Source organism: Idiomarina aquatica (genome assembly GCF_003987185.1).
Taxonomy (GTDB): Bacteria; Pseudomonadota; Gammaproteobacteria; order Enterobacterales; family Alteromonadaceae; genus Idiomarina; species Idiomarina aquatica.
In genome coordinates this window covers 410,733-431,200 of record NZ_PIPS01000002.1, presented here as the reverse complement: position 1 = coordinate 431,200, position 20,468 = coordinate 410,733, and the positions used below count along the sequence as shown (strand labels likewise).

Sequence of the window (20,468 nt, the reverse complement as noted above, 5' to 3'; positions counted from 1 at the left end):
TCATTGTTCTAACCTTATTAGAGGGGATAAACGCGCATTTAGCAATGCGACTTATGGAGGGATTATGCCTACTTATCGTGTAACCTACGAGCACATTGGCTCTAAAGCGGACATCACGGTGGAAGTCCCCACCGATGCCGCAGCAGGCGACCAACGTCAACTGGAAGACGCCATCGTCCGGCGCGTCGGCGAACGTGTCCTGCCCCACGCCGAGCTGGCCTTTCGCCACGAGGACAACCGTACCCTGACCGAAAAATTAGCGAAGGCTTATGATCTGGTCATCGAAGACTACCAGCGTTTGTAATCCTGGTACGGGCAGCGTGGCTAAAAGGCCGGCGATAAGGTGATGGCTTCAGTTGCTTTTCAAGAGTGTCTGGCGCCATGGATGGGTTTACGGGCGTCTCTTGAAAAGCAACTGTCAATCACCCAGCCGGCTTTCTTAGCCACGCTACCCGCCTGCCCCAAAGATTCGCTGACGTGTTATACTCGAGCGAAAATAATGATGACGGAATGCTATGGACGCTTCAACGCCGACCTTCTACTTTCACGATTACGAAACCTGGGGTGCGAATCCGCACATTGATCGCCCGGCACAGTTTGCCGGTATCCGCACCGATGCGGAGTTAAATCCGGTTGGACGTGCACTTAAGCTGTACGCACAGCCTACCCCCGACTTTCTGCCCAATCCTGAGGCGGTACTGGTTACTGGCATTACGCCCCAGTTAGCGTTGAATCAGGGCGTGAACGAAGCCGATTTTGCCCGCGCTATTCATCAGGAATTTGCCCAGCCAAACACAACGGTGATCGGGTATAACAATGTTCGCTTTGACGATGAAGTATCCCGCACGCTGTTTTATCGCAATTTTTATGACCCTTACGAATACGCCTGGCAAAACGGTAATTCCCGCTGGGACCTGATTGATGTGACGCGAGCCTGCTATGCGCTTCGACCCGACGGTATTGAATGGCCGAATAACGACGACGGCCGGGTGAGTCTTAAGCTGGAGCACCTCTCCAAAGCCAATGGCATCGATCACGGACAGGCTCACGATGCCATGTCTGACGTGTATGCGACCATTGGTCTGGCGAAGCTGATTAAAGAGCAACAGCCGAAATTGTGGCAGTGGGCGTTTAAAATTCGGCGCAAAGCCGCACTGCTGGATCTGTTCAATTGGCAGCAGCCTCAACCGCTGGCTCATGTCAGTGGTTTTTATGGCAGCGATAACCGTTATTTAAGTGCCGTGCTGCCAATTGCCTTTCATCCGCGCCAGAACAATGCGGTCATCGTATGGGATTTACGCTGTGACCCCGCCGTACTGGATGGTTTGACGACGGAGCAAATCATCGAACACACCTACGCCAGCAAGCAGCAACGCGAGGCTCAGGGGTTACCAAAACTTGGGCTACAACTGATTAACCTGAGCCGCTGTCCGTTCCTGGCGCCGATAAACACCATTTCCTCCGCGGCAGCGGCCGCGGCGGATTTGGATGTTGATGCCATCAATCAGCGGGTGCAGTATTTGAGTTCGGCGGCGGATCAACGTGACCAATTGGTTGCGGTGTACGAACAAGAACGTCCGTTTGTTACGGCGGACGACGTCGACTTGCAAATTTATCAGGGCTTTTTCAGTGATCAGGATCGCAATAACATGGCCATGATCCGGGACGCCAGCCCGCAGCAACTGGCGGGGCTGGAGCTGAATACCGCCGACAAACGTTTACCGGAGTTATTGTTCCGTTATCGCGCGCGTAATTTCCCGGCAACCCTGACCGACAAAGAGCTCGAGCGTTGGCGTCAGTTTTGTCAGCAGCGGATGCTGGCACCGCCGGCAGGCTTTTTATCCGCTGAAGCCTTTATGCAGCGACTGGAGCAACTCGCCCAGGTGCACAACGAAAATACCCATAACTTACGGCTGTTAAAATCGTTGTACGACTATGCGGCTTCGCTGTGATGTGATACAAAATTGTTATGGTTAAAATAACATCATAACAACATGACCTCTGCCTATCGCCAGCATCATTACGACTACATTATTGTCGGTGCTGGCTCTGCCGGTTGCGTACTGGCAAACCGTTTATCCGCTGATGGCCGACACCGCGTGCTGCTGCTGGAAGCAGGCCCCGGTGCTGGTGGCTTTTTTTCGTCCATGCCATCGGGTTTCGCACGCTTTATGCATTCGCGTAAGTTCAACTGGTTGTATCGCAGTCATCCTGATCGTGCATTACGCGACGGCCAGGGACTCTATACACCGCGCGGAAAAATGCTCGGTGGCAGCAGCGGCATCAACGCGATGATCTACACTCGTGGGCTGGCCTCGGATTATGACCGGTGGGCGGCCAATGGCTGTAGCGGTTGGTCCTACAATGACCTCTTGCCCTATTTTAAAAAAGCCGAGGGTAATCAGCGCGGCAAGGACTGTTATCACAATGATGAAGGCCCGTTACGAGTGTCTGATGTGGCTCCCTGGTACCCGGTTTCTAAGCAGTTTCTGGGGGCCTGTGGCGAATACGGGTTGCCTTACAATGCGGATTTTAACGGCGCGCAACTGGAAGGCTATGGTGCTTATCAGTTTACCATCGCCGACGGCAAACGTTGTGGTGCCTATGATGCGTATTTAAAGCCGGCACTCAAGCGCGCTAATCTGGTGGTACTGAATGAATGCCTGACCGAACGTGTGCTGTTTTCCAAACGCACCGCTAACGGTGTCTGCTATCGGCGCGGTGGCCATCGCTATGTGGCCACCGCCGGTAAAGAAGTGATTTTAGCCAGCGGTGCCTTTAATTCTCCGCAGATCCTCCTGCGCTCGGGGATTGGCCCCGCGGCCGAGTTGCAACAATCAGGGATTGAGCTAATCGCAGACAGTCCCGATGTCGGCAATAACTTGCAGGAACACGTCGACATATCCATTCACGTTAAAAACGCTCGTCGCGACGGCATGACACTCACCCCCTTTGGGCTACTAAAGCTAACCCCGGCGCTGATTCGTTACTTGCTGACAAAAGATGGGCAACTGGCACATTCACTGGCCGAAGTGGGTGCCTTTTACCGATCCTCGGCGGCGGTGGCTGAACCGGACATCCAATTGCACCTTCTACCGGTGATGTTTAATGACAGCGGTTACGACTGGTGGCCAACGTTAAAACACGGGTTCACCTGTCATGTCTGTCTACTGCGTCCCCGCTCGCGCGGTAAGGTCAGGTTAAATCCCCAGGATCCTTTAGGTTCACCACGCATTGATTACGGCTTTTTAACCGACTCGGCGGATCAGCAGGATTTACTCAACGGCATTCGCAAAGCCTTAGACATTCTGCAACAACCGAGTCTGCAACATCATAACGGCGGTATTTTATTTCCACGCCCGGCCGATGATGACGCCGAGTTACTTGCTCAGGTTCGGCAACAATGTGGATTGATCTATCATCCAACCAGCACCTGTCGTATGGGCGCTGACAGCCGTTCGGTTGTGGATGAATGTTTGCGAGTTCGGGGAGTGAGTCAGTTGCGAGTGATTGATGCATCGATTATGCCGACGGTCATCAGTGGCAATACCAATGCGCCTACCATCGCTATTGCTGAAAAAGGCGCCGACCTGATTAAGGCCGACGCCTAACACGCTAAGGTTTCGTGATTAGGATTGGTGCACGTTACCCACGCGCAGCAGCCGTGCAAACGCCGGGATCAGGATCAACGCGCCCAACATATTCCACAGGAACATGAAGGTTAGCAGGATGCCCATATCAGCCTGGAACTTAATCGGAGAGAAGATCCAGGTGGCGACACCGATGGCCAACGTAATACCCGTAAAGGCTACCGCCTTGCCGGTGTTTTCCAGTGCATAGTGATAGGTTTGTTGCAGATTCATACCCTGCTCCAGACCTTCTTTCACCTTACTGTAGATGTAAATACCGTAATCAACACCGATACCGACACCCAACGCGATCACCGGCAGTGTGGCTACTTTGATACCAATGCCAAGCACGGCCATCAAGCCCTGACTCATGATGGTTGTTAACATCAACGGCAGTACGATACACGCTACCGTGCGCAAGCTGCGGAAGGTAATCAGACACAAGGCGATAACCACACCGTAAACCCACAGCAACATCTTCGTCTGCGCACCCTCAATAACCGAGTTGGTTGCCGCTTCGATGCCGGAGTTACCCGCTGCCATCAATAAGTCCAGCCCCTCCTGCTGATACTGGCTGTTGAACTCATTCACAGAGGCAACCACATTTTTCAGCGTTTCCGCTTTATGGTCATCAAGGTAAATGATGATCGGCGCCATCGAACAGTCGTTATTGATCAAACCATCAGGAATACGGCTTAGCGACGCATTGGTGACAAACTGATTGCGGTTCAGACTGAACCATTTCAGATTACCCTCGTTGATCGCAAACATACCCATCTTGGATACATACACGATGGACTTAACGTCCTGCACGCCGGCGGTATTTTCCATGTGCCAGCTAAAGCGTTCCATCAACTCCAGGTTCTGATAAGCAATACACTGCTGAGGTTCTGTGGCCGCCATCACCACAAAGATGTCGGTGCTGGAACTGTAGTTATCAACGATGTAGGCGTTGTCTTTATTGTAGCGGCTGTCGGGACGCAGTTCCGGTGCTCCTTTATCAAGGTCACCGATTTGCAATTGCTGGCCTTGATACAGCCCCCAGCTCAGCATCACTAACGCCACCACCAGCGCCGTGTAAGCCCATTTCGGACGAGCAAACTGCTCAAAGAAGTGGACAATCGGATGTTTGGTTTGTTGCGCCTTTTTCTGGTAAGCAATGCCGTTGTCCGACACGCCGAAATAAGACATTAGGATCGGCAACAGACCAAGGTTAGTCAGTACCACGACCGCGACACCGATACTGGCAGCAATCGCCAGCTCTTTGATGACCTCAATGTCGATGACCATCAACGTGGTGAAACCGATCGCATCGCTGGCCAGCGCCGTTAAACCTGCAATGTACAAACCGCGGAACGCCAGTCGTGCAGACTCCATTTTATCAAAGCCATGGGTGCGGTTATAACTAATGGCATTGATGATTTGTACACCGTGTGAAACGCCGATGGCAAACACCAAAAACGGCACCAGCATCGAGTAAGGGTTAATGCCACTACCGATAAGGTCAATGATGCCCAACTGCCAGATAACGGCAATGATAGAGCACGCCAATACCGTAAACGTACTTCGCCAGCAGCGGCTGTAGACGTACAACATCACCAAGGTAATGGCTATCGCCAGCAGGAAGAACAAGCCAACCTGATAGGCACCTTCAATCAAATCACCGATCAACTTGGCAAAGCCGGTGATATGGATTTTGACCGAATCGGACTGGTATTTGTCGCGTACTAACTCTTCGAGCTTTTGTGAAAAGTCGGCGTAATCCAGTTTCTCGCCGGTGTCCGGGTTAACTTCATCCAACGGCACGTAAATAATCGTCGATTCAAAGTTATTGGCCACCAGGTTACCAACTTCGCCGGAGCGCAACACGTTTTCCCGCAGTTGCGCAATCGACTCGTCGGAGCCGTCGTACCCATCCGGTATCACCGGGCCACCGACAAAGCCCTCTTCGGTAACTTCCATCCAGCGTACATTTGGCGTCCACAGGCTGCGCAGCCCGGAACGGTTTACGCCCGGAATAAAGAAAACTTCATCGGTAATATTTTTGACGGTTTCCTGAAATTCAGCGTCGAAAATATCGCCTTCAGTATGTTCAACCGCAACACGCACCACGTTACCCAAACTGGACAAATCGCGTTGATAGTCAAAATAATTTTGAATAAACGGATGCTGGGTCGGGATCATCTTGGTAAACGATGCATCCGGGCGCACTTGTGCCGCGCTGTACCCTAAAAATACCGTTAGTAAGGCAAAAATAATCAGCCACGGCAGGCGAAAGTTAAACAGGAACTTTTCCAGCCAGGCTGGTTTTTTCTCATAAACTTTTTTATCCACGTTACTGCGCTCCCTGTGCGGCTAACTCGGCACTGTCTTCACTGATACGGGCTGGCCAATACATCAAACCACTGCGGCCGGTAAGAATTTTCTCATCACCATCGGCGATGATGTCCGTTATCACTGAGTTACTGGGGTGCGAATGTTGCTTGGTGTTTAACTGCGGATCAATTTCGACAATGGCTCCGGAGTTACCTACCAACCATTGATGACCATTTGCGTCACTGAAACCACCGGAAAGGTTATCGTTTGCCGGACTGTCGATCGCTTGATAACGGTCGCCAAGATCATCGGAATAATAAATATTGCCACGCAAACCATACAGCCACACGCGGCCGTTAGCGTCAAAGTGCGTGCCAAAAAATGAACCCGGGTATGGCGGCGGTACCGCTTGCCAGGTTTCACCTAAATCGGTGCTTCGGTACGCGGTACCGGCTTCACCGGCAATAAACAGCGCATCGCCGAACTGACTGATGGCGTTCAAATGGAAGCCGTCAGGGTTATCGAGCCGGTCGTTCAGTAACTGCCAAGTTGCACCGCCATCTTCCGTTTTTACCAAGGTGCCATAGGCGCCGATGGCAAACGCTGTCTCCGCATCCAGCGCGACCAGATCGAGAAAAGGCTTGCTCGGGCCGCTTTCCTGCAGCGCTTGTTGTGCGTTTTCGAGCTGAAACTTTGCCGTGTCCAGATCCCATTCCAGGTCACCGACATCGGCGCTATCGGCCGTTTCAATGGCCGCTTCCAGTTCAGCAACCTGTTGTTGATAAAAGGCAATTTCCCGCTCCAGTAGCGTAAAACCGTCCAGTACGGTTTGCCAACGCTTACCGCCATCGGTGGTTTTAATGATGACGCCATGATGACCGGTCGCCCAGCCTGTCTGTGCGTCACTGAAATCAATACTGGTTAGCAACACGCTGGTCGGAACAGCTGCCTGCTGCCATGTGTTATCATCGCCAGACTGGTAAATAATGTTACCGTGCGCGCCAACCGCAACAAGGCGGTCGCCTGCCCGGGCCACTTCGATCAGTACCGAATCTTTAATTTTATTTGATGTTATTGCCGGTGCTTCAATCACTTCGTACTCGGCGGCAGCTGTTGAGTCCGTACTGCCTTCCTGTGCGATTGCATTCATGCTCAGCGTGCCTGCGAGCAACAACCCGACATGGGTTGGGGACAAACGCATGGAACCTCCTGCTTACCTAAAATGTCCTAGGATTGTATAAGGTTAAGATTATTTGAAAACCTTTTTTGTCCATTTTCCTGCTTTTTTTAACGAAACTATTGCCTGACAGGTCTAACCTCTGGCAAAGTGGTGAACGAAAGTAGAACAACAAGGAAAAATACAATGAACAAACTGATGCTCAAAGCTGGTGTTTTTGCCCTATCGGTCATTTCCGCTAGCGTTGCCGCAAAGGTGAGTCCGGAACAAGCAGCTCGTTTAGGCCAAGACCTAACGCCAATTGGCGCAGAAAAAGCGGGTAATGCTGACGGCTCGATTCCGGCATGGAGTGGTGGCTTTTCAGATAAAAGCGTTGACGAGGTTCGTGGTACTAACCCATTCGCTGACGATGAAATCCTCTTCACCATCACCAGCGAAAACCTGAACGAGTACCGCGACAACCTGACGCCTGGGCAAGTCGCGATGTTCGAAAAGTACCCTGACTACAAAATGAACGTTTACCAAACACGTCGTACCGCCACCTATCCGGATTCGTTGTGGCCGCAAATTCAGAAAAACGCGGAAAACGCGGAGCTGGTTGCCGGCGGTAATGGTATTCAAAACTATGAAACCACGACCATTCCGTTCCCAATCCCGCAAAACGGTGTGGAAGCGGTATGGAACCACATCACTCGTTTCCGGGGTGGCGCGGTGACCCGTAATGTGGCCCAGTTCCCGGTGTTGTCAAATGGTGACTATGTTCCAGTGGAACTGAAAGAAACCTTGGTATTCCCGGAATACCTGGCAACGGGTCGTGAAGAAGCGGACGATAACGTTCTGTTTTACTTCCTACAGGAAGTTGAGGCGCCGGCTCGCTTGACCGGTACGGTACTGTTGGTTCACGAAACCATCAACCAGGTTAAAGAAGGCCGTCGTGCATGGATTTATAACGCCGGTCAGCGTCGTGTCCGTCGCGCGCCGAACGTTGCCTATGATGGCCCGGGTACGGCAGCTGATGGCCTGCGTACGTCCGATAACCTGGACATGTACAACGGTGCGCCGGATAAGTACAACTGGGAGCTGAAAGGCAAAAAAGAAATTTATATCCCTTACAACAACTACGAAATCATGAATCCGGAACTGGATTATGATGACATCATCAAAGCCGGTCATATGAATCAAGACTTGATTCGTTATGAAAAACACCGTGTTTGGGTTGTTGAAGGTACCCTAAAAGACGGCGAGCGTCATATCTACTCTAAGCGTACTATGTACCTGGACGAAGATACCTGGACGGCGTCGCTGGTTGACCACTACGATGGTCGTGGCGAACTGTGGCGTGTCGGTGAAGCACTGAACACTCAGTTCTACCACGTTGATGTGCCGTGGATGGCCGCTGAAGCTCTGTATGACCTGGATTCCGGTCGCTACATTTCACTGGGCCTCGGTAACGAAGAAAGTGAATACATGGACTGGGATATTAAGCCAGAACGTGAAGACTTCAGCACCAACGCTCTGCGTCGTGCGGGTATTCGTTAACCGTCATACCCTTAGCATTAGACCAAAAAAGGCCTCTTTCGAGGCCTTTTTTCTTGCGCCAAAGGCGCAAGCTACACGTAGGTCGCGCCTTTGGCGCGACGTTTTACAGTTAATCCTTCCAATCACCCGCAAGCTTATCCAGTCGTGCCATTAAGCTGGAGGTGTCCCAACGGCCACCACCCATGGCCTGTACTTCTCCGTAAAACTGGTCAAGTAAAGCGGTTACCGGCAGTGCCGCACCACGGCGCTGCGCCTCATTCAAGGCAATGCCTAAATCCTTACGCATCCAGTCGACGGCAAAGCCATGCTCGTACTCCTGATCCCACATGGTGCGGTAGCGATTCACCAACTGCCACGAGCCGGCCGAACCGGCACTGACCGCTTCAACCAATTTATCGGGGTCAAGCCCGACTTTACGCGCCAGGTGCAAGCCCTCGGCGACCCCCTGTACAGCATTAGCGATACAAATCTGATTCACCATCTTCGCCAATTGACCACTGCCGGCCGGCCCCATCAACACACGAGTTTTGGCATAACATTCAAGCACCTGTTGCGCTTTATCAAAGGTTTCCTGCTCACCGCCAACCATCGTCGTCATGATGCCCTTCTCGGCTCCCGCCTGACCGCCGGAAACTGGTGCATCCAGGAAAGCGCCGCCGTTAGCCCGAACCGCTTCATCCAGCTCCTTGGCCAGCTCCGCCGATGCGGTGGTGTGATCAATCACCACGGCACCGGGTTTTAATTGCGCCAACAAACCGTCGTCACCATAAAATACGCTACGTACATCATCGTCATTGCCGACACAGACCATGACAAAATCACTGTCTTTACTTGCTTCAGCCGGGGTACTGCCATAGCGTCCCTGATACTCGCTTACCCAACGCTCCGCTTTGCTGGCGGTGCGGTTATAAACACAAACGTCAAAGCCGGCGTGTTTTAAGTGGCGTGCCATCGGGTAGCCCATCACGCCAAGACCAATAAATGTGCATTTCATACTGTTGACTCCTTTATTGACCGTCCGCAGACGGTATTCGCTCGTTATCGTCGTGCAACTCTTACTGTAATAAAGCCCCGTAATACATTAGCGGCTCCAGCGATGGGGTCCGCATAATATTCACCATCAATTTCCAGCGCTGAAGCCTGGAGCAAGAATTCTTGCTGTTGTTCAATTCGCACCAACGGATGAGCTGCGTGCCGACCACGCAACACAGCCCATAACACGCCCAACAACTGACGTCGCGGTGCAGCACTGACAGTAACCCGTGTCAGCAACCCATGACGCCGATCAGCCTGTGGTGCCAGACACAAACCACCACCCAGAAAGCGCCCGACCAGCAGTGACTGTAACACCGGCGTATTCGCTTGGTGCGGCTGATACTGATATCGCATCCACCAGGCCAATACCCCCAACACATAGCTGACGCGCCCGAACCAAAGCTTACTCCGCACGCCTTGTCGCTGCACCAAATCCGCAGCCAAACCACGGCTCGCGGCATTCACAAAGCGAGTGCCGTGCAACTCGCCAATATCAACGGACGCCAACGTCAGTTGCTCGTCCTCCCGCATACGCCAGTCCGCTCGCAGCAGACCCAGATCGCGCGCAAAGTCGTTGCCGGTACCACAAGGAATGGGCGATAGGATCAGCCGTTGCGCCTGCGCTTCAGTCAGTTGATTCACGAGCCAGTGCAAGGTGCCGTCACCGGCCAATATCAGTACTTCGTTGGCCCGTTCCAGATAGCGGTGCAGGGTAAGAATATCGTTATCCTGTGTCGCGCCCGTAGTGAGTTGCAACACCGTTTGTCGGCGCTTCTCAAACCAGCGCTGATAACGATCTCTCCAGCGTTGTGCCGTTGCGCTTGCGCCATGGGTAATAAGCAATACCGTCATAACCGCGCTGCTAATCCTTTGGTTTTTCGATAAGCCAGTGCTGATAGCGCCCCAGCTCGCGGAACGGCGACGTACGGTTATACTGCAGTTCCAGCTCCAATAACTCATCAAAACGTTGTTGGTCAGAGACATCGCGCAGATAGTCGTGGAAGCAGCGGACGCCGGTCTGTTGTTTGATGTGCAGACCGCAGTCGCTCAGCCACTGGCTGACGGCCGCAGGATCATGGGGGGTCTGTGGGCTAAGTCGCACGGTTTTCTTAACTTTAAGGCCACGCGCAATGTAATCAAAGTTACCGTACACCGCATTCGCCATTAACTTGGCGTTACGGTTGTAAAACATCAGCGACAGCGTGCCGCCGGGCTTTAATAACTGGCCCAGTTGCTCAATCGCAGCTTTGCCATCATCCACCCACTCCAGCATCGCATGACATAAAATCAGACTAAACTGTTGGTCAGGCAGTTGCTCCGGCAATTGCGCCAACGGCGCCACCAGATATTGTGCAAACCGGTTCAACCCAAGCTGTTGATGACGTTGCTGGGCTTCCTCAACCATTTCGGCAGACACGTCCGAGTGAATCACGTGGTGACCCTTAGCAAGAAACCATTCGTTAACCTGACCCAGACCGGCACCGACATCCAGTACTGTGCGCTTGTTGCCGTTGATAAACGGCTCCAGATCACGCTTCAGCACCGCCATGCGCAACCGACCTTTGGTGCTGTCGTAGATGTTACGGGCAAATTTCTTACTGATACCGGTAAAATCGCCGCGCGGCGCACGCTGCTGCTTCACGCGGGATTATCCATGTCAACAAATTGCACATCCAGCCCAAACTGCTGTTGTAGATGTTCGCCAAGCGCTTTGGCACCATAACGTTCGGTGGCGTGATGTCCGGCAGCGAAGAAAGCAATGTCCTGTTCACGCGCACTGTGTACGGTCTGCTCTGACACTTCACCGGTGATAAAGGCATCCACACCCAACGCGGCCGCCTGGTCAATAAAGCCCTGACCACCGCCGGTGCACCAGGCCAGTCGTTTAATCGGTCGTTGCACCGGGACATAACAGCTAAGCTCACGTTCAAGCCGTTGTTGCAGTCGCTGTGCCAGCTCGTCACTGGCGATCGCATCGCAATGGCCAAGCATCAACGCACAGGCAGGATCGTGCGGTTCTGCGGGACCGGCTACCTGCCAGTTCATTAGCGCCGCTAACTGGGCGTTGTTGCCCCAACGCGGATGAACATCCAGCGGCAAATGATAAGCAAACAAATTAACATCGTTAGCCAGTAGCGCTTTGATACGCCGCTGTTTCATGCCCACAATCGGCGCCGCCTCGTTTTTCCAGAAATAGCCATGATGCACCAGCAAAGCATCCGCCTGCTGCTCAATGGCATTATCAATCAAGGCCTGGCTGGCGGTAACCCCGGTCACCACTTTTTGGATCGATGCTTTACCCTGCACCTGGAGGCCGTTGGGACAAAAATCACGAATGTTTGCAACATTAAGTTGTTCGTTCAGATAGGCTAAAAGCTCATCACGTGAGACTGTCATGCGGTTACTCCATACAATTGATTGTCGTTATTATCAGGATTCTACCCGAAATTAGACAATAATCCGAAAAAACGGTATAAACAGAAATGTAGCGTAAATTTTGCACGAAAATGTTAGTTAATCTGATACCGAATAGGAATCGTTGAATGAGCAAACTGGACAAAGAAAAAGTACTTGCTGAGTACGAACAGGCTTACCAAAAAGCACACGGCAAAAAACCGACCATCGAAGCCAGCAACGGTTGGTACAGTGTTGACGGCGGCAAGAATGTACGTCTGGCACAATTGGCAGAAGAAGCCGAAGCGCTAGGTTCAGCGGCCGCAGGTTCGTCCAAGCCTAAAGCGGAGAAAAAGCCGGCAGCGAAAACCTCGGCGGCCAAAAAACCCGCGGCGAAAAAAAGCACCACGAAAAAAGCCAGTTCGGCAAGCGCTGGCGGCCTTACTGCGAAAGAATTGTGGCGTAAAAAGCTGGAACAGGATGCGACCCAGTGTCGCCTGCCCCGCGGCTCATTTTAACCGCATAAATAGCAAAAAAGCCGTCTGTTGCAGCAACAGACGGCTTTTTTATTATGAGTCCGGTTATAACATTTCTGGATTTTTACCCGCGACCTTATCAATGGGTACGCGTATTTTGCGGTAACGATAGACCAAAAACTCACTGCGCTTTAGCGTCACTTTCTCATCGCCAAAGTCTGCTTGCGATACCACAAAACGTTCACCGTCCAGGGTCTGCTTGACGATGCCCAATTTGCCGGCGTGCTCGCCACGCTTAACAAAAATGGTTTGGCCATTGATTCTGGGGTTGTTATAAGAAAACGTTGGACCGTTCATCATCACTGCTAAATCCTCACTGCACAGACTGCCGCATTATACGCAGGTTATCGGCGGATAACAGAGAATCTTAATGGTACAGGGCGTTTTGTTGTATTACTCCGGACGCTTACCGATGTACAAGGTGATCTCGCCTACCGGAATGCCAAATTTATACATACTGGTACGATTAATCATGTTGTCGCTGTCTATCAGGTACATCCAGTCATCCAAACTCAACGCCATGGTACTGCCGTCGTCCATTTTTACGTTCAGCACGTATTGCCAGTTCAAAGCATTGCCGGCGGTGGTTCCCACGGCCGTGCCTTCGACATCACTGGCGCGTCCCTCGTAGGTATTCGGACCCGTTTTGGTGAGATACCAGATACGCTCCTGAGTACTGCCGTCGGCATAGTAAAACTGTTCTTCCAGCTTACCTTCGTTGCCGTCCCAGCGACCAACCATTTCCACCCGGAAACGCTGAATCACATCATCGGAATAATCCTGTACGGTGCCGTACGCGACCAGTTTGCCATTGAAAAATTCTTCCAATTTAAGGGCCGGTTCACGTCCTTCATAGTCCTCGATACTTGTCGAACAGGCGGCCAAAAACAGCACGCTGACCAGCGCCAGCAACCCCGCTTTAATCCATTGCATCATGATGACTCTCCAACCAGTTCTTCACGCTCATAGTCAAAACGCGACTCGGGCGATAACCAAATGGCCAGAAAATACTCGGTGAAGGTTTTATCCTTTATCGTTCCGAGTAATTTTTCGCCCTGATAAAACTCAGCATAACCTTCTTTGGTTTCGACCAGCGCCAAACAATCACCTTCGTTAATGTCCGGCCACATAGCTTGCAGTTGCTCCAACCACTGCTGTTGATCGGCATGATCAAATTTCAGTCGTTGCCATTCTTCACCCGTCGTCTCAACCAAATCTTTCGCCTTGATATCGCGCAGGTAATCCAGTACCAGAACTTTATTCAGGGACGCTTTACGCGACCATTCAAATTCACCGGAGTCAGTAAACAGTCGGGCATCATACACGTCCCAAAACATCACGCTGAGACGGGTTTTGCCGACTAATTGGTGTTGTTGCGGTACTGCTGCGTCACACTGAGACGCGGCGGCAGCAGGCGCTACTAAGGCGGCTGCCAGCAGTGCACCAGCAACGCCTGACATTAAGCGATGTTTCATAGGATTAACCTCTCGTCCTGACGCGCCTTAAAAGCGCGGCAGAAAAACAACATAAACAATGCCCAGACAATGGCATAGGTAACCACCAGTTGCAGCACCGACCCACTCTCACCGGCTCCCAGACCAATCCCTACCCAGTAACTGAACGGCCCGGAGATAGCACCGGCCAGCGCCGCAATGGTGGGCTTTTCAGTAAGCCAGTCCAGTGCCACCGGCGCCATTGCTGCAAAGCCGATCCATAACAAAGCCAGCCACAACGGGAACAAGCCGCCGGTAAAGTCGATGGTGCCAAGACCGGTTGCGATGGCTTCCAGTAATAGCCCAACAGCCAGCAATTGCAGGATCAGACGCAGCTTAATTTTAGCCACCCAAAGACTATAGCCGACCTGGGCAACGACCAGCGCCAGGGTCAACCAGATGTACTGTTCACGCCCTGCAACGGCGGACAGCCACAAAACGTTAAACAGCACAAAACTGGCAATCTTGTGTTTTACCGAATCACTCATAACGCGCTTTGGTCGCGGTCAGTTGAACCACCGACACAGACTCCTCTAAAAAGCCACCCTGGCAGTAACTAAAGTAATAATTCCATAAGCGGGAAAAACGTTCGTCATAACCCAGTGGCTCAAGCTCTTCACGCTTAGCATTGAAAGCCTGTTGCCAGCGCTTCAGGGTTTCTGCATAGCTTTTACCCATATCATGGATGTTACGAACCACCATCTGCGTTTTCGATTTGTACAGCTCGGTCATTGAATGAACCGATGGTAGAAACCCGCCCGGGAAAATGTGCTTCTGTATGAAGTCGACCGACCGTGCATAACTACTGTAACGTTGATCGGCAATGGTGATGGCCTGTAACGCCATGACACCGCCTGGTTTTAAACGGTCATTACAGGTTTTAAAGAAGGTGGGCAAATACTGTTTACCAACCGCTTCAATCATCTCCACCGAAACCAATTTATCGTACTGTCCGGTCAGATCCCGATAATCCTCTTTCAACAGCGTAATCCGGTCTTCCAGACCTTCCGTTTTAATGCGCTGCTCGGCGTAGCGGTATTGCTCTTCGGAGATGGTCGTGGTGGTAACATGGCAACCATAATGTTTGGCTGCGTAGACCGCGAGACCACCCCAGCCGGTACCAATTTCCAGCAGATGGTCAGTTGGTTTCAAATCGAGCTGCTGACACAGACGATCCATCTTATTGACCTGCGCTTGCTCTAATGATTCCGTTGCCGAGTGAAATAATGCACTGGAGTATTGCATGTGCGGGTCGAGGAAGCGTGAATACAGCTCATTACCCAGGTCGTAGTGCGCTGAGATATTGCGCTTTGCCTGTTGTTTATGATTTCGATTAGCCCAGTGATTGTATTTATTGATCGGAAAGGTAAGCCAGGCGACCCGCGACTCCAGTTTATCCAGCGCGGGCAGATTACGGGCAAAGATTTGTATCACCGCGGTCAGGTCGTTGGTTTCCCATACCTTGTCAATGTACAGTTCTGCTGCACCGATACTGCCACCGACCAGCAGGCCGCGATAAAAGTTAGGCTTTTTAACATCAATATCCGCTCGCAGTTCACTGCTTTTGTCACCGAACTGGCCAACCAGACGTCCTTGTTCTGTTAAGGTCAGGCAGCCGTGTTGCAAGTGATCCAACAGTTTCATCGCCAACGACCGAAACATCTTATCGAGTCCTTTAAACTCGAACGGTGCCGCTAACGCACTTTCACCATTTGCCATGGTACTTTTCCCTCTTGTATAACTGTTATTTTTTTATGGATGACCGTAAAAAGGTGTGCGTTTTACAAACAACTTCAACGCCTGCCAATAAATACCACCGATGATTTTTAGGGCCATCACTGGTGTTGTTTTTAATACGCGCCAAATGCCCGCTCGGTTTAACGGTCCCCGGGATAATTTCATCCCGGCGATAAAGTCTTTTTTTTCCGTTGCGGCGGCAAGTTGTATAAAGACGTCATCGGACGGCACCTTAATGCTCCAATGGTAAGTCATATCGAGCGGATTAAAGGGAGAGACATGAAAGGCTTTTTGCGTCGTTGGGTGTGGTTCGGCCAAATCAATCAGATAATAGTGGCGCTCCAACCAAGGCGTGTTACTCACTTCGGCCAGCATATGGGTATACTGCCCCTGCTGTTGCAGGAAGTAAAAGTTTACCGGACTGAAAAACAGCCCAAAGGTGCGGAGGTTGCCCATAAAGAACACCCGCCCCTCGAGCCTTTCGCCAGCCAACTCTGACATTTTTGCTAACGCGGCCTGCTGCAAGTTGCCGCTGTGCTCCCGCAGATAGTCTTTGCGGCGAAACCAAAGCGGTGCAAAACCTTTGGTGGAAAACCAACGGGAGGTTTTATGCAGCGTTTCCAGTTCGTCCAATGCAATAAACCACTGCATAAAACGATAGCTGAAGCTATGTTGCGTTGGCCGCAGTCGACGGTGATAGACCTCTCCCCAATACAGTGCGCTGTCATGTGGTGTTTGCATAACGACTACTCGTTCGGCACGTTAAGCGTTGGGTCGATGCGATTAACTACATCAATAGCGCTACGCACACCGTCTTCGTGGAAGCCGTTATACCAATAGGCTCCACAGTAATGGGTGCTGAGGTTGCCACAGATGCGGTCGCGTTGCTGACGTGCCCGCAACGACGGAATAGAATACTGCGGGTGGTCGTAACGAAAGCGCTGAATCACTTTAGCCGGATCGATAGCCGCGGTGTTGTTTAATGTGACGCAAAGAGGCTGCTCAGTGCGCAAACCCTGCAAAATGTTCATGTTGTAGGTGACCGAACTTGGTTTCGACTCCGCATCGCCCTCTTTGCGCAACAGATAGTTCCAGCTTGCCCAGGCCCGGCGGCTTTTTGGTAACAGCCCGGCGTCGGTGTGCAGAACCACGTCGTTCGGCTGGTATTCAATCGCCCCCAGAATCTCACGTTCGTCGTCAGTGGCATCACCCAGCAGTTGCAGTGCCTGGTCACTGTGTGTCGCGATAATGACTTCGTCAAAGTACTCGATTTTGCCGTCGCTGAAGTGCAACTGAACCTGATCCTGCTGGCGTCGTAATTCGGTAATTTCACTGTTCAAATACAGGCGTTCCTGAAACGGCCTTACCAACGGTGGAATATAGGATTTTGAACCACCGTTAATGGTGTGCCATTGCGGCCGATCGGCGATGTTTAGCAAGCCATGGTTTTCAAAGAAGCGCAGAAAGAAACCCAGTGGGAACTGCTCAGCATCGGCGATACTCGACGACCAAATGGCCGAAATCATCGGCAACAAATACAGCCGTGCGACATCGTCTGATAACTGAAGCTCACCGAGAAATTCGCCTAACGTCTTCTGATCAACGTCTTCGCCATTGGTTAACGCCGCTTTCGCGGCATTGTTGAATTTTACGATGCCGTTTAACAGGCGATAAAATTTGGGTCGAAACAGATTGCTCCGCTGCGCAAATAAGGTATTCAGGGTATGACCGTTATATTCTAATCCGGAAATCGGGTCGGTCACACTGAAGCTCATTTCGGTATCGCGCCAGTTAACTTGTAATTCGCGCAACAGACGCTTAAACCGTGGGTAGGTTTTGTCGTTAAAAACGATAAAGCCGGTGTCTACGGCCAGCGTCTGATTACCCAGTTTTACGTCGACCGTTGCGGTATGTCCGCCAATGTAGTCGTTTTTTTCGAACACCGATACCTGGTGTTTTTTACTTAAATAATAAGCGGCCGTCAGGCCAGAGATACCACTACCAATTACCGCAATTTTCATTCTTTATGAGTTCCTTGCCATACGTCGCGATAAAGCAACCTGCATTCCCTGCGGCAGTAACGACATCACGCGTAACATACCACTGAATAATTTTGGAAAACCAATATCCCGCCGACCTTTCGAGATACCCTTGCGAATGGCCTGCGAAGCAAACTCCACCGACACCCGCATCGGCATTTCAAAATCGTTCGCATCGGTCATGGGTGTTTTAACAAACCCAGGCGATACCGCCAATACATCGATGCCATAAGTTTCTTTCAGATCAACTTCTAACGAACGGGTGATGTAGTGGATGGCGGCTTTGGAGCCGCCATAGGCCTGCGCTTTGGTAAAGGGTAATAAGCGCGCAAGACTACCGACAATCACCAGTTTGCTACCGCGATTCAGGTTTGGCAACAACGCCTCGACCGTGTTCATCGTGCCGAACACATTCACCCGGAATACGCGTTCGAACATGTCGGCGTCAAAATGTTTTACGTCCAGATATTCGCACACACCAGCGCTTAAAATCGCGATATCAATCGGCTCCTGTGTAGCCAGTGCAGACAGAGTTTCACTCTTATCCGTAATATCAAACCGCAGCGTTTTAATCTGATCCGGATAGGCACTGGCTAAGGTGTCCAGGGCGTCCTGTTTGCGCCCACAGGCGACCACCCTGTGACCATCTTTGGCGTAATCCAGGGCCAATTGATGACCAATACCCGACGTCGCGCCGGTAATAAGAACGTTCATGAGTCTGCCACCAAACGTTGTTTGATTTTATCGATTACATAACCGACCAAAGGAACATGTTCATAGAGCATGGCCCCCAGGTCATAATGATCCTGCTGTTCGCGGATCTTGCCATCCTCAAAACTGAGGTAGGTAACCCCCGGCAGCACAATCTCCATACCATTACCCAGCTTAGGATGAGAAAAGCGCATCTGCCACATTAAAAAGGCTTTATCGTCGCCGACCAGCTCGTGATCAAAGGCGAAGTGGCAGTATTCAACATTTTCCATGGTATGTTTGAAATAAGCTTGTAAATCTTTTAAGCCGACGACCTGATGAATTGGATCAGTAAAACTCACGTCCTCGTGATACATTTCTTCCAGTTGATCAAGATTGTCGGCTTTAAACTCGTCATAGAACGATTTAAGCGCATCGACCAATTCTTGGTTATCCATTTTTCACCTGCTTGAATGTTGTTAAAAACCGCTCGCGTGCGACGCTGTGATCAACCATGGGTTTGGCATAATTGTTGTCACCCCGCTGCTTCAACCACGCGTGCGGCCAGTGAATGTGTTTTGTCGGAACATCCTTCAACTCATTAACCCATTTACGAATATAGCTGCCTTCGGGATCAAACTTTTCACTCTGCCGAATCGGGTTGAAAACGCGGAAGTACGGCACCGCGTCAGTGCCGACCGATGCGCTCCATTGCCAACCCCCGTTGTTGGCCGGAAAACTGCCATCGATCAGGTTTTCCATGAAATAGCGCTCACCCTTACGCCAGTCGATCAACAAATCCTTAACCAGAAAGTTGGCGGTAATCATACGCAGCCGGTTATGCATCCAACCGGTTTCATTCAGCTCGCGCATACCGGCATCAACAATCGGATAACCGGTACGTCCTTCGCACCAACGCTGAAACCCTTCTTCATCGTCTCGCCACGGCAAGCCCTGAGTTTGTTGTTGGTAATTCTCACCGCGGCTGAGGCGCGGTTCGTGATACATCAGGTGCTGATAAAACTCACGCCAGGCCAGTTCAGTCAACCAGGTATCCGACCCCTGTTCCAGGCCATGGGGGAACGACGGTGACAATGACTGTAAATTGCGCGCCAACGTTTTAGGGGCAACCACCCCGAGCTCAAGATAGGCGGATAACTTCGATGTACCGGCCACCGCAGGCAGGTCACGAAGTCGCTGATAATCCTTTAGGCTGTGTCCAACGAACTGGCCAAATTTACTCAATACTGCCTGCTCACCGACTGGCCAGTCAGCACTGGTATCGATCCGTGGAAGAGGACATTCCGGTAACGGCTGCGGCTCTTGAGTCACCGGTTTTCTCACCTCAACCGCCGTTGGCTGCCACGACGTTTGCTGAGCCAACTGCTGCCGCCAGGCTTTGTTGAACGGCGTGAAAACTTTATAGTAATCACCCTGTTGAGTCTTCACCTGATCCGGCGCGACCAACAACAAGCCGTGGTACACACGGCTGTCGATATCGTGCTGCCTAAGGGCAGACCGTACCGCCCCGTCGCGTTTACTTTCGTGTACCGGATATTCTGCGTTAAAATAAACGCAATCAGCACTTACCTCTTTTGCAACCCCTGAAATAATTGCGCCAGATTCAGCAAAGGTGTCATGCACCTTAACCTTTAGTAATATACCTTTAGCGTGTAAATCCGCCTGAAATTCGCTCAGGTGACGCCACAATAGGTCGGCCTTACGCGGTGACCAGAAGTGCGCGTCCGCAAAGGTCTGCTGCGGCAACAAATACACCGCATGGACTTCATCGTGTTCAGCACAGGCGCTTGCCAATGCCGGGTTATCCTGAATTCGTAAATCGTGCCGAAACCAAACCAACGCCGTCATTATTGATGTCCTTG

Annotated in this window: 21 protein-coding genes; 5 read left to right on the top strand and 16 right to left on the bottom strand. The window is 51.6% G+C overall.

Annotated elements, in window-relative coordinates:
- The first annotated feature begins 64 nt into the window (after window positions 1–64).
- The 3 genes from CWE23_RS08900 to CWE23_RS08890 all read left to right on the top strand — a co-directional run bounded on the left by CWE23_RS08900 (window position 65) and on the right by CWE23_RS08890 (window position 3,611).
- Window positions 65–304 (top strand): hypothetical protein, encoded by a 240-nt coding sequence (locus CWE23_RS08900; protein ID WP_126820049.1) that lies wholly within the window; start codon window positions 65–67, stop codon window positions 302–304.
- Window positions 305–515: 211 nt separating this feature from the next.
- Complete coding sequence (gene sbcB / locus CWE23_RS08895) at window positions 516–1,952, top strand: exodeoxyribonuclease I (RefSeq protein ID WP_105306476.1); 1,437 nt, start codon at window positions 516–518, stop codon at window positions 1,950–1,952.
- 42 nt (window positions 1,953–1,994) lie between these two features.
- Entirely contained in the window at window positions 1,995–3,611 is a 1,617-nt protein-coding gene (locus CWE23_RS08890; protein WP_126820048.1) for a GMC family oxidoreductase, read from the top strand.
- 18 nt (window positions 3,612–3,629) lie between these two features.
- On the opposite strand, the gene CWE23_RS08885 is transcribed toward CWE23_RS08890, so the two are convergent.
- Both CWE23_RS08885 and CWE23_RS08880 read right to left on the bottom strand, forming a co-directional pair.
- Window positions 3,630–5,963, bottom strand: coding sequence for an efflux RND transporter permease subunit (locus CWE23_RS08885; RefSeq protein WP_126820047.1), 2,334 nt, complete (start codon window positions 5,961–5,963; stop codon window positions 3,630–3,632).
- Window position 5,964: 1 nt separating this feature from the next.
- A complete protein-coding gene (locus tag CWE23_RS08880) occupies window positions 5,965–7,146 on the bottom strand; it encodes a WD40/YVTN/BNR-like repeat-containing protein (protein ID WP_105306479.1) in 1,182 nt (393 codons plus the stop codon).
- A gap of 162 nt (window positions 7,147–7,308) precedes the next feature.
- Between CWE23_RS08880 and CWE23_RS08875 the strand changes: the two genes are divergently transcribed.
- Window positions 7,309–8,661, top strand: a complete 1,353-nt coding sequence (locus CWE23_RS08875) for a DUF1329 domain-containing protein (RefSeq protein WP_105306480.1) — start codon at window positions 7,309–7,311, stop codon at window positions 8,659–8,661.
- 109 nt (window positions 8,662–8,770) lie between these two features.
- On the opposite strand, the gene CWE23_RS08870 is transcribed toward CWE23_RS08875, so the two are convergent.
- Genes CWE23_RS08870 through CWE23_RS08855 form a run of 4 tightly spaced genes read right to left on the bottom strand, consistent with a single transcriptional unit; the run spans window position 8,771 to window position 12,093 of the window.
- Window positions 8,771–9,685 carry an NAD(P)-dependent oxidoreductase gene (locus tag CWE23_RS08870; RefSeq protein WP_275046268.1) on the bottom strand — a complete coding sequence of 305 codons (915 nt, stop codon included), beginning with the start codon at window positions 9,683–9,685 and terminating at the stop codon, window positions 8,771–8,773.
- Window positions 9,686–9,699: 14 nt separating this feature from the next.
- Entirely contained in the window at window positions 9,700–10,548 is an 849-nt protein-coding gene (locus CWE23_RS08865) for a diacylglycerol/lipid kinase family protein (protein ID WP_157982923.1), read from the bottom strand.
- Between the two features lie 10 nt (window positions 10,549–10,558).
- Window positions 10,559–11,338 (bottom strand): methyltransferase domain-containing protein, encoded by a 780-nt coding sequence (locus tag CWE23_RS08860; RefSeq protein WP_105306483.1) that lies wholly within the window; start codon window positions 11,336–11,338, stop codon window positions 10,559–10,561.
- Entirely contained in the window at window positions 11,335–12,093 is a 759-nt protein-coding gene (locus tag CWE23_RS08855) for a Nif3-like dinuclear metal center hexameric protein (RefSeq protein ID WP_126820045.1), read from the bottom strand. The genes CWE23_RS08860 and CWE23_RS08855 overlap by 4 nt, the downstream gene beginning before the upstream one ends.
- A 146-nt stretch (window positions 12,094–12,239) precedes the next feature.
- On the opposite strand from CWE23_RS08855, the gene CWE23_RS08850 reads away from it, so the two are divergent.
- Complete coding sequence (locus CWE23_RS08850; protein ID WP_105306485.1) at window positions 12,240–12,608, top strand: hypothetical protein; 369 nt, start codon at window positions 12,240–12,242, stop codon at window positions 12,606–12,608.
- A gap of 63 nt (window positions 12,609–12,671) precedes the next feature.
- Here CWE23_RS08850 and CWE23_RS08845 read toward each other — a convergent pair whose 3' ends face one another.
- From CWE23_RS08845 to phrB, 10 genes are all read right to left on the bottom strand, one after another.
- Entirely contained in the window at window positions 12,672–12,926 is a 255-nt protein-coding gene (locus CWE23_RS08845; protein WP_241970610.1) for a DUF3912 family protein, read from the bottom strand.
- Between the two features lie 93 nt (window positions 12,927–13,019).
- The gene (locus CWE23_RS08840) at window positions 13,020–13,562 is read right to left on the bottom strand and encodes a DUF3833 domain-containing protein (protein ID WP_241970595.1); all 543 of its coding nucleotides are present in this window, start codon (window positions 13,560–13,562) and stop codon (window positions 13,020–13,022) included.
- On the bottom strand, window positions 13,559–14,101 hold the full coding sequence (locus CWE23_RS08835) for a chalcone isomerase family protein (RefSeq protein WP_126820044.1): 543 nt from the start codon (window positions 14,099–14,101) through the stop codon (window positions 13,559–13,561). Before CWE23_RS08835 ends, CWE23_RS08840 begins: the two co-directional genes overlap by 4 nt.
- Window positions 14,098–14,607 (bottom strand): DUF2878 domain-containing protein, encoded by a 510-nt coding sequence (locus CWE23_RS08830; RefSeq protein ID WP_105306488.1) that lies wholly within the window; start codon window positions 14,605–14,607, stop codon window positions 14,098–14,100. The genes CWE23_RS08835 and CWE23_RS08830 overlap by 4 nt, the downstream gene beginning before the upstream one ends.
- The gene (locus CWE23_RS08825) at window positions 14,600–15,838 is read right to left on the bottom strand and encodes an SAM-dependent methyltransferase (RefSeq protein ID WP_105306489.1); all 1,239 of its coding nucleotides are present in this window, start codon (window positions 15,836–15,838) and stop codon (window positions 14,600–14,602) included. The genes CWE23_RS08830 and CWE23_RS08825 overlap by 8 nt, the downstream gene beginning before the upstream one ends.
- Window positions 15,839–15,871: 33 nt before the next feature.
- A complete protein-coding gene (locus CWE23_RS08820; RefSeq protein WP_126820043.1) occupies window positions 15,872–16,597 on the bottom strand; it encodes a DUF1365 domain-containing protein in 726 nt (241 codons plus the stop codon).
- 5 nt (window positions 16,598–16,602) lie between these two features.
- Window positions 16,603–17,877, bottom strand: a complete 1,275-nt coding sequence (locus tag CWE23_RS08815; RefSeq protein ID WP_126820042.1) for an NAD(P)/FAD-dependent oxidoreductase — start codon at window positions 17,875–17,877, stop codon at window positions 16,603–16,605.
- A 3-nt stretch (window positions 17,878–17,880) separates the two neighbouring features.
- Window positions 17,881–18,609, bottom strand: coding sequence for an SDR family NAD(P)-dependent oxidoreductase (locus CWE23_RS08810; RefSeq protein ID WP_126820041.1), 729 nt, complete (start codon window positions 18,607–18,609; stop codon window positions 17,881–17,883).
- On the bottom strand, window positions 18,606–19,043 hold the full coding sequence (locus CWE23_RS08805; RefSeq protein WP_105306493.1) for a nuclear transport factor 2 family protein: 438 nt from the start codon (window positions 19,041–19,043) through the stop codon (window positions 18,606–18,608). Before CWE23_RS08805 ends, CWE23_RS08810 begins: the two co-directional genes overlap by 4 nt.
- The gene (gene phrB, locus CWE23_RS08800) at window positions 19,036–20,454 is read right to left on the bottom strand and encodes a deoxyribodipyrimidine photo-lyase (protein ID WP_126820040.1); all 1,419 of its coding nucleotides are present in this window, start codon (window positions 20,452–20,454) and stop codon (window positions 19,036–19,038) included. The genes CWE23_RS08805 and phrB overlap by 8 nt, the downstream gene beginning before the upstream one ends.
- Between the last annotated feature and the right edge of the window lie 14 nt (window positions 20,455–20,468).